This is a genomic window from Shewanella sp. K8, from assembly GCF_028823715.1.
GTDB lineage: Bacteria > Pseudomonadota > Gammaproteobacteria > Enterobacterales > Shewanellaceae > Shewanella > Shewanella algae.
Map to the genome: position 1 here is coordinate 74,835 of NZ_JAPEHY010000010.1, position 13,169 is coordinate 88,003.

At 53.8% G+C, this 13,169-nt stretch carries 11 protein-coding genes; 6 read left to right on the forward strand and 5 right to left on the reverse strand.

Annotated elements, in window-relative coordinates; genetic code table 11:
- The first annotated feature begins 100 nt into the window (after positions 1-100).
- The 4 genes from purE (at position 101) to ON072_RS07630 (ending at position 5,324) form a co-directional block, all read left to right on the forward strand.
- On the forward strand, positions 101-592 hold the full coding sequence (purE, locus tag ON072_RS07615) for a 5-(carboxyamino)imidazole ribonucleotide mutase (protein WP_028781534.1): 492 nt from the start codon (positions 101-103) through the stop codon (positions 590-592).
- A 1-nt stretch (position 593) separates the two neighbouring features.
- Positions 594-1,673 (forward strand): 5-(carboxyamino)imidazole ribonucleotide synthase, encoded by a 1,080-nt coding sequence (gene purK / locus ON072_RS07620; protein ID WP_144224689.1) that lies wholly within the window; start codon positions 594-596, stop codon positions 1,671-1,673.
- Between the two features lie 67 nt (positions 1,674-1,740).
- Complete coding sequence (locus ON072_RS07625; RefSeq protein WP_045282616.1) at positions 1,741-2,961, forward strand: sensor domain-containing diguanylate cyclase; 1,221 nt, start codon at positions 1,741-1,743, stop codon at positions 2,959-2,961.
- Positions 2,962-3,014: 53 nt separating this feature from the next.
- Complete coding sequence (locus tag ON072_RS07630) at positions 3,015-5,324, forward strand: toxin-antitoxin system YwqK family antitoxin (protein ID WP_261753001.1); 2,310 nt, start codon at positions 3,015-3,017, stop codon at positions 5,322-5,324.
- Between the two features lie 86 nt (positions 5,325-5,410).
- On the opposite strand, the gene ON072_RS07635 is transcribed toward ON072_RS07630, so the two are convergent.
- The 5 genes from ON072_RS07635 to ON072_RS07655 form a co-directional block, all read right to left on the reverse strand.
- Entirely contained in the window at positions 5,411-6,043 is a 633-nt protein-coding gene (locus tag ON072_RS07635) for a transglycosylase SLT domain-containing protein (protein WP_028781530.1), read from the reverse strand.
- 103 nt (positions 6,044-6,146) lie between these two features.
- Positions 6,147-6,572 (reverse strand): hypothetical protein, encoded by a 426-nt coding sequence (locus ON072_RS07640; RefSeq protein ID WP_044734843.1) that lies wholly within the window; start codon positions 6,570-6,572, stop codon positions 6,147-6,149.
- Complete coding sequence (gshA, locus tag ON072_RS07645) at positions 6,569-8,134, reverse strand: glutamate--cysteine ligase (RefSeq protein WP_261753007.1); 1,566 nt, start codon at positions 8,132-8,134, stop codon at positions 6,569-6,571. The genes ON072_RS07640 and gshA overlap by 4 nt, the downstream gene beginning before the upstream one ends.
- Positions 8,135-8,433: 299 nt before the next feature.
- Positions 8,434-11,289, reverse strand: a complete 2,856-nt coding sequence (locus tag ON072_RS07650) for a M16 family metallopeptidase (protein ID WP_261753002.1) — start codon at positions 11,287-11,289, stop codon at positions 8,434-8,436.
- Between the two features lie 38 nt (positions 11,290-11,327).
- Positions 11,328-11,753, reverse strand: a complete 426-nt coding sequence (locus tag ON072_RS07655; RefSeq protein ID WP_025888301.1) for a YqaA family protein — start codon at positions 11,751-11,753, stop codon at positions 11,328-11,330.
- 202 nt (positions 11,754-11,955) lie between these two features.
- Here ON072_RS07655 and ON072_RS07660 point away from each other — a divergent pair, with 202 nt between their 5' ends.
- The gene (locus tag ON072_RS07660; protein WP_186264718.1) at positions 11,956-12,921 is read left to right on the forward strand and encodes a PD-(D/E)XK nuclease superfamily protein; all 966 of its coding nucleotides are present in this window, start codon (positions 11,956-11,958) and stop codon (positions 12,919-12,921) included.
- 49 nt (positions 12,922-12,970) lie between these two features.
- Positions 12,971-13,138, forward strand: coding sequence for a hypothetical protein (locus ON072_RS07665; protein ID WP_025010950.1), 168 nt, complete (start codon positions 12,971-12,973; stop codon positions 13,136-13,138).
- Positions 13,139-13,169: the final 31 nt, after the last annotated feature.

Genomic DNA, 13,169 nt, shown 5'->3' on the forward strand with positions numbered 1-13,169 from the left:
ACGCAGAGCACGCATGGGACTGGTTTGCACCTTCCGTTACTGTACCCGACCTGGAAACAGGCAAAATATTATAAATAAAATCAGTAGTTAAGGAGTTATCATGCAAGCCCTCGTTGCTGTTGTAATGGGTTCCAAGAGTGATTGGCCCACCATGGAAGCGGCCGCAGAGATCATGGATTATCTCAAGGTGCCTTACCATGTCGAAGTGGTTTCGGCCCATAGAACCCCAGACAAATTGATGGAATTTGCCGCATCAGCAGCAGACAAAGGATACAAGGTCATCATAGGCGGTGCCGGCGGCGCCGCTCACCTGCCGGGTATGATAGCTTCCAAGACCCGCTTGCCAGTACTGGGCGTGCCGGTACAAAGCAAGGCTCTCAGCGGCATGGACAGCCTGTTGTCGATAGTGCAGATGCCCAAGGGTATTGCCGTGGGAACGCTGGCCATAGGTACAGCCGGGGCATTCAATGCCGGGCTGCTGGCCTGTCAGATGCTGGCAACTCAAGACTCTCAACTGGCCGAGCGCCTTGAAGCCTTCCGCGAAGCTCAAACCCGCGCGGTACTCGATAATCCGGATCCGAGGGAAGACTGAGATGGCTGACAAGAGAGTTTGGGTACTGGGCGATGGCCAACTGGGTGCCATGTTGCGTCATGCCGGCCAACCGCTGGCCATAGATGTCCGCCCCGTGGATATCATGGCGCCAAGTGATGAAAAGTTGCCGCTGACAGACACAGATATTATTACCGCCGAGCGTGAGCAGTGGCCGGAATCGCCCCTGAGCCTGCAGTTGTCGCAACACTGTCATTTCATCAATGGCCCGGTATTTGGCCGCCTCGCCGACAGATACACCCAAAAATCCCTGCTGGATCAGCTCAAGGTGGCCACTGCGCCTTGGGAACTGCTGGACGATAACACCCAAGCTAATGATCTTTATCACAAATATGGTGAAAGAGTTCTACTGAAGCGCCGCACCGGCGGCTATGATGGCAAGGGTCAGCACTGGTTGAAACAAGCCGAATCGACCAGTATCCCGGCCGATTGGCGCAATCAAGCGATTGCCGAACAGGCGATCCCCTTCGATGAAGAGGTGTCTCTGGTTGGGGTTCGCAGCCGCAGCGGCGAGTGCTTCTTTTATCCTCTGACGCTCAATTTGCATCAGGATGGTATTCTGATGGCATCGATAGCCCCCCTGGCGCGTCTGCAACCGCTGCAGGCCGAGGCCGAAACCATGCTCGGCAGCATAATGCATGAGCTGGAATATGTGGGGGTGATGGCGATGGAATGTTTCCGGGTGGGCGATCACCTGCTGGTCAATGAGTTGGCTCCCAGAGTGCACAACTCAGGGCACTGGACTCAGGCAGGCACCCATATGGATCAGTTCCAGTTGCACCTGCGGGCCTTGTGCGAATTGCCACTGATGACGCCTCAGGTTAACTTCCAGTGTGTGATGGTCAACCTGATAGGCATAGATAAGGACGACCGTTGGCTGAGCCTGGCCAATGCCGAGCTGTTCTGGTACGACAAAGAGGTGCGCCCCGGCCGCAAGGTAGGCCACCTGAACCTGTCGGTACTGGATAAAAACGCGTTGGCCGACAGCATTGCCAAGCTTCAGCAGTGGATGCCGGCGCAATATCAGGCGCCACTTATGTGGATACTGGCGGAGTTTGGCTGATAAACGGGCGGGCACCCTCGCCCGCCTCTGACTTTGATTCAAGGTATAACTTTAGGATTCTCAGGATTTGTTGGATCAGAACGGACTCAGAAAGCAGAAGATAGACACATTGGATCTGCGCTATCATCTGCTGCTTCTGTTACTGCCTCTGCTGCTGATAGCCTTACTGTTCTGGGTCACCAGCCCGGCCGGTGAGCTTCCCTGGCTGCAGTGGGGCGGGGTTTCTATCATCTATTTCCTGGCCTACAGCCTGGGCTATTTTGTCCATCAAGGGCGCTTGGGCCGACTGTGGCAACACCTGGAGCAGGTGCTGGGGATCAACGAAGCCACCTTCGAATTAGTGCATCTTTCCAGTCAATACGAAACCGAACACGCCTTTCTCAACGCCCTGCTCGGCAAGGCAGTCGCCATGGTTGATGGCGCCGAAATGGGCTCCATCATACTGGTGGAACCCGGCAGCAATAAGCTGCATTTTGAATCAGCACTCGGGCTGGATCTGGCCAAGCTGCAACAGCTGAATATGACCCTGGAGCAGTCTTTCGAATACAGATTGACCGATGGCCGCTGCAACCGGGTAGTTGTGGTCAACGATATGCGCAAAATCAACGCCCAGAGTAGCCTGAGCGCCGAAGATCAGGCCCTGCTGCTGAGTGCCGCCAGCATTCCCATTCGGGCCACCCTGTCCAGCCCAATCCATATCGATGGTCAGCTCTATGCCATGCTCAACCTCGATAGCTCACTGCTGGCCTGTTTCAGCACCTATGACAGGGATCTGGTGGCTATTTTGACCCGTGAAGCTGCCAATGCCATTGCTCTGTATCAAAAATCCCGCCAGATCCACCAGTTGGCTAATTTTGACTGCCTGACCGGACTGGCCAATCGCAAGTATTTTGAAGAACAGGCGCAAAAATGGCAGCCCAAGACCAAGCTGGAAAGCATGCTGGTGCTGCTGGATATGGATAACCTGAAAAAGATCAACGACAACCTGGGGCACGGTGCCGGTGACTTTGCCCTCAAGCGTCTGGCAACCGAGCTGAAACGCAGCTGCCCGCCACCGGCCCTGGTGAGCCGATTTGGCGGCGACGAATTTGTGCTGCTCTGCTACGGCAGTGAAAGCTGGCTCAGAGAACGTTTACAGCAGGCCGAGGCCAGGCTTGCTGCCGATGAGGTTGCCGTTTATTTCAGTGCCGGTATCGCGCCTTTCAACGGCGATATGGAGTACAGCCTGAAACTGGCCGACAGCCAGATGTACCGGCAGAAAAGAGCCCGCAAGGGTGGGCACGAATAAAGAAACCTGGCTCCCAATGACGGGATTGCTGCAGTAGGTGACAAGGAGAACCGATGCACAAACAGCTCATAATTATGGCGGCGCTGGCCGCAAGCACTCTACCCGTGCAGCAACAGGCGCAGGCGGCACAAAACCTCTCTTCCTTAATGGTGGAAGTTCGCCAGCAGGATGGTATTCCCCATTATTACAATCTGGCCAGTGGCATGCCCCTCAATGGCGAAATATCCATCGTCCGGGACAATCAAGGCTATACCCTGGCGGAATTCTCCCAGGGCTTGCCCAATGGGCACTGGCAGGTATTTCACTCCAACAATGCCAAATTGATTGAGGGCCAATATTTCCAGGGCTATCAAAATGGCAGTTGGCGCATGTATGACATCAGCGGCCAGATGACCGAATTGCAAGTGTTCAACAAGGGCGTGCCGGAAGGGGAATGGCAAACCTTCGACACTAAAGGCCGTCTCAGTGAAAGCGTCTTCTACCGCGACGGTAACAAAGAGCAGGTCAAGCGTTTCTACGCCAGTGGTAAACTCAAGGCCAGCGAAACCTATACCGACAACCTGCGCCATGGTCAGTGGCAGAGCTTCTATGAAAACGGCACCCTGGCCCAAAGCCAGCAATACGCCAACAACCAACTGTCAGGCGACTATCTGGAGCAAAACGCCCAGGGGGTTATCAAGGTCAAGGGCAAATTCGATGCCAATGGCCAACGTCAGGGCGTCTGGCAGAGCTTTTTTGATGATGGCTGCAAAGAGAGTGAGATAAGCTTCAGTGCCGGCGAGCGGGACGGCGAAAGCCTGAAATATCACCCAAGCGGCGAGCTGGCGCTCAAATGTGCTTATCGCGCGGGTAAGCGCCAGGGCCAATGTCAGACGTTTGACGACAAAGGGATACTGCTGGGCAATGAGCATTTCAGTGACGGCGAAAGAGATGGCACCCAGGAGTACTTCAACAGTGAAGGCAAACTGGTCATAGAGCAGCACTACAAAAACGGCCTGCAAACCGGTGTACAGAAGCGTTTTCACCCCAATGGCCAGTTGGCTGAGCTGGAAACCTTCCACGACAGCCAATTGAGCGACAACGGCCAATATCCCCGCCATGGCAAGTATGAGCGTTTCGATATCGACGGCAAGCCCCTGGAAAAGTCCCAGTTTGCCATGGGCTTGCTGGATGGGTTGCATCAGCGTTTCAGCGCCGGCGTCCTGCAGGAGTCCAGCCAATGGCAGCAGGGGGAGCGTCACGGCGACTTTATCCGTTACTTCCCGAACGGTAAAAAACGCAGCCTGAACCAATACCAGCACGACAAGCAAACCGGAAAATCCATCCGCTACTTTGAAGATGGCACTGTGCAGGAGCAGGGCGATGTCATTGAAGGCAAGTGGGTCGGCAAATATGAGAGCTTCTACGACAATGGCAAGCCCAGGGAGTTGGCCCACTATGCCAAAGACAAGGCCGCCAAGGATTATCGTTATCCGCTCGATGGTGCCTTCAAGCGCTGGTACGCCAACGGCGATCCCAATGAGGAAGGCGCATATCTCAACGGCGACAAGGACGGGCTCTGGATTCAGTATCGCGAAGGGATCAAGAGCCGGGAGCAGACCTTTGTCAAAGGCAAACTCAATGGCAAATATGCCGAGTATTACCATGGCCGCCGCCGGGTTACTGGGGAATACCTGGACAATAAGAAGACAGGTACCTGGATAGATTACCGCTACGAAGAGGACGATCCTACCTTCGGCACAATCCCAGAAGGCAATATCAGGATCAAGAGCCTGTGGCAACAGGGTAAGTTACATGGTGCACGCGAGCATTACAGCTTCAAGGGCATCCTTTATCGCAAGGAAACCTATGACAATGGCGACAAGACCGGCAGCTACAGCGAGTACTATGTCGACAATGGGCAGCAGAAACTGGCCGGCGAGTTGTTAAAAGGGGCCAAAACCGGCCAGTGGCAAAGCTGGTTTGAAGATGGCATGCTCGCCGCCAGTCAGGAATTCAATGACGATGTACTGCACGGCAAGTCTGAGCAGTACTACAGTAACGGCCAGTTGAAACAGCAGGCCAACTACTGGCAGGGAAAACTCGATGGCAAACTGAGCCAGTACTTCCAAAATGGCAAACCACAAAGCCATGAGCAGTGGGGCAAGGGCCAGAAAGAGGGTGAAGCCAGTTACTTCCACAACAACGGCAAGCTGGCCGAGAAAGGCACCTTCCTCAGGGACAGAAAAGAGGGGCTGTGGCAGACCTTCTGGACCAATGGCGAGAAACGTACCGAAGGCAGCTATATCAGCAATCGTGAATCCGGCGACTGGAACTTCTACGACCAGTTCGGCAAGCTGATAAAGACAGAGCACCACGGCTGATAAAACGGCTGGCTCATCTGTAGAGAAACCAAAAAGCGCACCTTAAGGGTGCGCTTTTACCGAGGAACAGCTTAGTTTCCCCTGCCCTAGCCAAAGAACAAACGCCAGAGCCAAGAGGCGTCCAGGTCTTCCTTGCACTGATTATATTGCGCCGCATAACGGCGGGAACGATTGTCCACCTTGTCGGCCACCCTTACCAACCAGGCCTTGCTGCGGTAACTGCCGCGTTTGTAGCCGCCCCAGCCTTCGTGATAATTGAGATACTGGTTGCGGGCGTCCCACTTGGACACACCATTGATCTTATGGCTCTTGTAGATAAACCAGCCCATAAAATCCATTGCATCATCAAAATCGCTGCGACTGGCCCAGCTGTTGCCGGTCTCACGCACATAATCATCCCAGGTCATGGTCTTGGCCTGGGCATAACCATAAGCATCACTGGCGCGTCCTATGGGAATGATCCACAAGAAATACTCCATAGGTGGCGCCGCATTATGCTTGAAGGAGCTCTCCTGATACATCATGGCCAAGGGCACATGCACGGGAACGCCCCACTTTTCACGGGCATCCTTGGCAGCGTTGTACCAAGATCTGTGCTCTTTGAAGATGGAACAGATATTGTCGGGCTCTTTGGGAGGTGAAGTGGCGCAGCCACCCAAAAACAGGGAGGCGGAAACAGCAAGCGCCGGGGCAAATTTGGATAGAAACTGTCGCTTCACGAAAATCTCACGGCTTTCAAAGGCCAGGCCTTTGGTTGAACTTGGACTCAGTGTCGCCCGAGTCAAACATCAAATGCAACCTGAGCCTCTGAAAAAGTGAGCTTTATTGCGGCTCCGGCAGCTCGCATTCATGAACTTCCTGCTGCCAGACCACAGGTTCCCAGTAACCGGTATCCTTGCCGGTATAGCGCCTGTCGGTATTGAACTTGGCCGCCAGGTGATAACGTTGCCCGGCTTCCACCAGCAACTTCAGCTCCTTGGGCGTGCGGGCCGACAATCGCACTTTGAGCTCAGGTGAATCTATCAGCTCAGAGACGGTAAAGCTGTGTTCACCCGGTGGCAACTGATAGTTGGGTTTGGAAATCACGGGTTGGCCATCGAGATGGGTGACCACCAGGCGATAAAACTGCTGCTCCCGATCCGGCTCCAGATAACCTGAAACCGTACCACATTCGCGCCCGGGCTCGGGAGCACTGGCGCAGGCCGATAGCAACAGGGCTGCGGCCGAGATTAACAACAAAGACTTCACTGACTGACTGCTTCCTCGGCTGGTTCATCGGCAAAGTACTGAACCAGAAAATCATCAAAATTCAAACGATCAGCGGCTTCCATCTGCAACTGACTCTCGATTGAGGCCTGGGCTTCGGCTTCAAAGGAAGCCAGCGCTGCGGCACTCAGCGGATAATTCAGCAGCTGCTGCTGATACTCTTTCGCCAATGCCATCACCCAGGCGCCGTGATCCAGCCCCTTGTCTGCCAGAGTCTTCATCACCTGCCCTGACAGCGTCTCATTCGGGTCGATAACGGCTTGATGCCACTTGGCCAGTGCCAGCTGATACTGGTCATCATCCTTTCCATCGAGCAGCGTGGCCAACTGCTGCAGCTCGGCAAACAGTGCCAGCATCCACTGCTCACGCGCCACAGGCTCGCCATTTTGGCTCAGCATTAAGCCGGGCTTACGCCCTTCCAACACCACGGCCTTGAGGTTGGCAGCTATCTCCTGCTCACCTGTGCTATCGGTCGTCGCCGATGGACTCAACAAACAATGAAGCAGGAACAGATCCAGGAAGCGCACCTGAGATGCCTCTATGCCTATGGCACTGAAGGGGTTAACGTCCAGTGCCCGCACTTCAATATATTCCACCCCAGCGCGTGCCAGTGCCTCGGAAGGCTTTTCACCGCTGCGGGTCACACGCTTGGCGCGAATGGGGGCATAAAACTCATTTTCTATCTGCAACACATTGGCGTTGAGCTGGCGATATTCGCCATCAACCTTCACCCCTATGTTGGCAAAGTTGTCCGAAGGCATCTTGATGGCGGCGCGGATCCCCTTGAGATAATCCGCCAGCGAGTTATAGCTGATACTGAGCCGCTCCTGCTCCTTGTTGGTGTAACCCAGGTCACTCATTCTCAGTGAGGTGGCCCAAGGCAGATACAGGGTGCCGCGGCCCATCTTTTCAAAATCCAGTTCTGTCTGCTGCTCTTTGATGAAAGAGCCGCACAGCGCCGGTGAAGCGCCAAACAGATAAGGCAACACCCACACCAAGCGGCGGTAGTTGCGGATAAGGCCAAAGTAGCGCTCCGAGATAAAGTCACAGCGGGAAACCGACTTGTCGCTCTGGGCATAGAGCAGATCCCAAAGCTCGTCAGAAACCGAGAAGTTAAAGTGCACTCCTGAGATGATCTGCATCAAAGCGCCGTATCTGTAGGTCAGGCCCTTGCGATAGAGGGTCTTCATCCGCCCTGAGTTGGAGCTGCCGTATTGGGCGATGGGAATATCCTTCTCGTCGCCAACATAACAAGGCATACTCACGGGCCAAAGCTTTTGTCCCTTAAGCTGATTGAGGGTAAAGGCATGAGTCTCGGTGAGGCCGGTAAGCAGCTCATCTATGCTGTGGGTAACAGGCGTTATGAACTCGAGCAGCGCCTCACTGTAATCGGTAGTGATCCTCGAGTGGGTCAGGGCCGAGCCCAAGGTTTTGGGATGACCATCCATAGCCAGGTGCCCGCTGGCATCAATTCTCAAGGCTTCTCGCTCAATCCCACGGCGCATATCCTTGAGTGCGGCGCGTCCTTCGGCTCCTTTGAGCATTGCGACAGATTCGGTAAATGACTTCAAATTCTTTTTCTCTGCTTGGCGGCCTAGGCCTTTATCTGGCCAATAGACCCGGGCATACCTGCTCCGCTTTCATCTCTTGGTGATTCATCACCAAAAGGCACAGGACTGCTCTGTGTGACTGCTGCCCAAAATAAAGCCTAAGCGGCCTTTCAGGCAAGTGTAATTTAAAAGAGACAGGCGGTGATGCTCTTTCAAGCATCACCGCCTTGCATAGTGGCAAGCGAGTCGTAACCCGCTGCGGTTAAGATCAATATGAGGTCAAAGTGACCGTTTTACAAGGGCAGATTGATCACTGAATAACCCATTGCCTCAATACCTGGCTCGATAAGATTTTTATCCCCGACCACCAATATTTGCATGCTGGCAGGATCCAACCACTCTTTAGCCAGCTCATTGAGCTTATCAAGACTGGTTTGGTTGATAATCTCGTCCTGACGGGTAGTAAAATCATCGCTCAGACCGTACTTCTGGATCATTCGGATAAAGCCGGCCTTTTGGTAAGGCGTTTCATAATCCAGAGCCTTGCCCTGAGAGATGGAGGCACGCATAAAGCTAAGCTCTTGTGTCGTCATCCCCTTATCATGATAAGCCTTGAGCTCCTTGATAAACTCGGCCAGCGCCTTGTCGGTGACATCACTGCGAACGCTGGCGCCCGCTTTGAAGTAGCCCTGCTCAATCCCCCCGCTGAAGAAGCTGCGGGCACCATAGGTGTAGCCCTTGTCTTCCCGGAGGTTAAGGTTGATGCGGCTGTTGAAGGCGCCGCCCAAGGGATAGTTCATCAGGTAAGCCTTGAAGAAGTCGCCCGTGGCATCGTAAGGCAGGGCGCGCTTGCCTATGCTGATAACCGACTGGGCCGCTCCCGGCTTATCGATAAGAAATACCACACCGGGTTTACCCTCGGGCAACTCACCCAAGGTCGGCAGAGACACAGCCTGGCCGCCCCAAGGCTCCAATCCCTTTAGCTTGCCGAGTAGCTGCTCGCGGGGCAGATCGGTTACCGCCACCAGTTGAGCGTTGCCGGCACGATACTGCTCCTTATAGAAAGCCTTGATATCATCGAGCGTCAGTTGGCTGACACTCTCAAGCGTACCGTTATCATTGACACCGAGACTGGTTTGGCTGCCAAACAGCAACTTGCTGAAACCCTCTTCGGCCAGATAGTTGGGATCCGAGGCCAGATGTTGCAGGCTCTGCAACTGTTGCTGTTTTACCCGCTCGAAATCGGTTTCCTTGAAGCCTGGCTCAAACAGCCTTTCTTCGACTATTGCCAGGGTCTTATCCAGGTTTTCAGTCAAGGCCGAGATCCGGATGCTGCTTTGATAGCCGCTGCTGTCGAACACCACGGAAGATCCCAACAGCTCCAGCGCCTGAGCCAGTTCTTCACTGCTGCGTTTGGCGCTGGACTCATTGAGCATGGCCGCCGTCAAACCGGCGAGCCCGGCCTTTTCCACCGGCACCAATCTGTGACCACCGTTGAGATAGATGACCAGCTCGGTAGTAGGCGTTTCATGGCTTTCAGTGCCCATGACACTGATACCGTTGTTCAGCTGGGCAGACCAAAGCTTGGGCACCTGCATGGAGGGCGCCTTGCCGGCAGCGGGGATCTTACTGCGATCGAAACTGCTGTTGGCACTTGCTGCCTGCTGCAACCCGGCAACGGCGTTGGCGGCAACCCTTGGCTCAGGCGGGGTAAAGTTATCGGCCTTGGCCACCAGCGCCTTGGCGCCCATGGGCACCACACTCATCACCACGCTGGGCTTATCCTTGATGTAGCGCTTGAATACCCGCATCACATCTTCTTTGGTCACAGCATCATAGCGGGCCAAATCTTTGGCTATCTGATTGGGATCACCGGCGAATGTCTGGTTATAGGCCAGGTTGGACACCTTGCCCGACACACTCTGCAGCGAGAAGATGCTGTCGGCGCGGAACTGCACCTTGACCTTCTGCAGATCTTCATCTGTGACGCCCCGCTGTTCAAATTCGGCAATCGATTCGCGGATCTTGGCCTCTATCGGCGCCAGTGCTCCGCCCTTGGCCGGATTGGCCAAGGCGTAGATGGACATTTGACAGGCCAGCTCCTGGCAAGGATGACTGACCCCGGCCTGCACCGCATAACCATCTTTCACCAGATTCTTGTAAACCAGCGAGGTCTTGCCGCCGCCGAGAATATTGGCCAGCAGATCCAGCGCGGCCTCATCCTGATGACGGGCATAAACGGTTGGGAAAGCAATACGGATGAGTGGCAGATGGACATTGTCTTCCATCGAGATATAGCGGCTCTTGTCCAGCGTTACCAAAGGTTTGGCATCGGTCGCCACCTTAGGCCCCTTGGGAATATCGCCAAAGTACTTGCTGACCCAGGCCAGCGTCTGCGCGGTATCTATATCACCGCCTATGGTCAGGGTGGCATTGTTGGGGCCGTACCAGCGTTGGAAGAAGTGTCTTACATCATCGGGCGTGGCACGATCGAGATCCTCTGGCCAACCTATCACAGGCCAGGAATAAGGATGACCGGCGGGATAAAACGCCTGATTGAAGCGTTCATTCATCCGCCCATAAGGACGGTTATCGATACGCTGGGCCCGTTCGTTTTTCACGGTTTCCCGCTGCACTTCAAATTTCTTGTCGGTCAGGGCCGGAAGCAGATAGCCCATACGGTCCGACTCCAACCAAAGCATTTTTTCCAACTGATTACTGGGAACAGTTTCGAAATAGTTGGTGCGGTCAGTGTTGGTGGTGCCATTCAAGGTGCCGCCTGCTTCGGTGACTATCTTGAAATGCTGTTCATCGGCCACATGCTCGGAGCCCTGGAACATCATGTGTTCAAACAGATGGGCAAAACCACTGCGCCCCGCCTGCTCTCTGGCCGAGCCCACATGATAGGTTACATCCACATGCACCAGAGGATCAGAATTGTCCTGATGCAGTATCACTGTCAGGCCGTTGGCCAAGCGATACTTGCTGTAAGGGATACCGACTTCACCGGCCTTGGGGGTGACCGACTCGATGAGAGTCACGCCTGCCGGCAGTTGTACCGAGGAAACCTCAGCCAATCCTGTGTCGGTCTGCACTGAGCAACCCGCCAATGCGGCTGAAATTGCCGCCGCCAATAACCATTTCTTCAAAACGTTACTCCTTCAACCAGAGACTGAAACCCAATAACTCATTGCAGCCACTCTAAAGCCAACAACACAATAATCAAATAGCGCAGGCCCTTGCCTGTCAAAATCATCAGAGTGGATTTTGTAAGAGGAAGTTTCATCCAACCTGCTAAAAGGCACAGAATATCGCCGATCAGCGGCACCCAGGAAAGTAACAAGGCCCAATAACCGTAGCGGTTGAGCAGCGCCAGCGCATGCTTGTGGCGACCGCTGTCGAGTTGCTCGGGCGTGACCGCCTTGCGCCCCAATAGCCCAAGTAGATAACTGCTCAAGGCCCCCAAGGTGTTACCTATAGTGGCGCTAAGCAGCAGCGACAATGCCATCTCCGGCTGCTTGTCCAGCAAAGCCAGCAACAAGACTTCCGAGCCTCCAGGCAGCAATGTCGCCGCCAAAAAAGCGCCGCTGAACATCAGCCAGAGTTCCCACATAAGATACCTTCCTGCATACTGCCTGAATCAAATGTCCATCCAGGCAAGTTCAAAGATAAATAGTTTTTAGCGCTGAAAGATATAAGAAAACAATGTCATTGCCCAGCTAAGTCTCAAGAGTTTAAATCATACAATCGCGATAGAAAGCCACAAAACCAGGGGTTAAAACCAGCCCTAAGATGGACAAGGAAAGGAGTCATAAATGCAGGAGCTGAACTTTATTCAATCTGTTCAGGAGCGGGATATTGATTTGATGTTGCTGGAGGAGTGCCACACTTCAATGGCCTTCTGCAATTGGTTGGTTTCCCGGGTATATGAATTCCCCCACACCGTAGAGTTTGTCGGCGCCTGGCATTCTGTCATTCACAACCAATACGGCGAGTCGGATCTCGTGGTGATTTTCAATGACAATGACGGCTCCCATCAAGCCATTCTTATCGAAAACAAGATAGATGCAACGCCACAACAGCAACAAGGGTTAAGGTATCGCTACCGCGGCGAACATGGGATAGAACAGGGCTATTGGGTCGATTTTCGCACCTGTCTGTTGGCTCCGCAAAAATACCTGACATCCAACAATGAGCCCTATGATAAAACCATCGCCTATGAGGAACTCATGGCGTACTTTGTCGCCCAAGGGGCATGGTACCGGGCACGGCTTATGGCCGAGAGCATCAGCAAGCAAAGACGCGGATACCAGCCCAGCATTAGCCCCGAAGTCACAGAGTTTGCCAGGAGTTATCTTGAGTTTGCGAAAAGATATCACCCGGAGTTGAACCCGGAAACACCCAAAAACCGCGCCGCCGGACATTCCTGGCTGCATTTCTACCCACTACTGCCCAATAAGCAAATCCGCATCGTTCATCAATTGGCAGGAAGCCTGGTCAAAATCATGTTTCTGGGAGCAGCCGAGCAGCTTGATATGCTCACACAAGCCTTCGGTGCATATGCAAGCACAGGACTCATGATCAAACGCTCCGGCAAGTCTGTCGTGATGGAACTGCCTACGCCGCCCATTGACCCTTTTAAAGACAAATTCGAAGATGTCCAACCGCAAGTGCAACAATCCATTGCCCAAGCCAAGAAACTGAGACAAATGTTAATTCAGGTGCTGGCGGATAAAGGAATTGCAGCGAGCAATATTCAAGCATCTGACTGGTACTCTTGAAGAACCCCGGTCTATGATTAAGCCATATCTCTTTGAATAGTGAGCAATCATGGCCCGTCTTTTGTTTCTACCTATTATCCTTTCCCTGTTCTGGATAGCGTTTTTACACTTCAACAATGTCCCTTTGGCGCAGGGGAAACGCGGTTTTATTTGGATAATAGGCGTCAGTGGTGCCTTGATTGCCCTGCTGTCACTGGCCATCTGGCTGACGGCCTAAGCTTTTGATATGAGCCTTTGAAATGAATGCT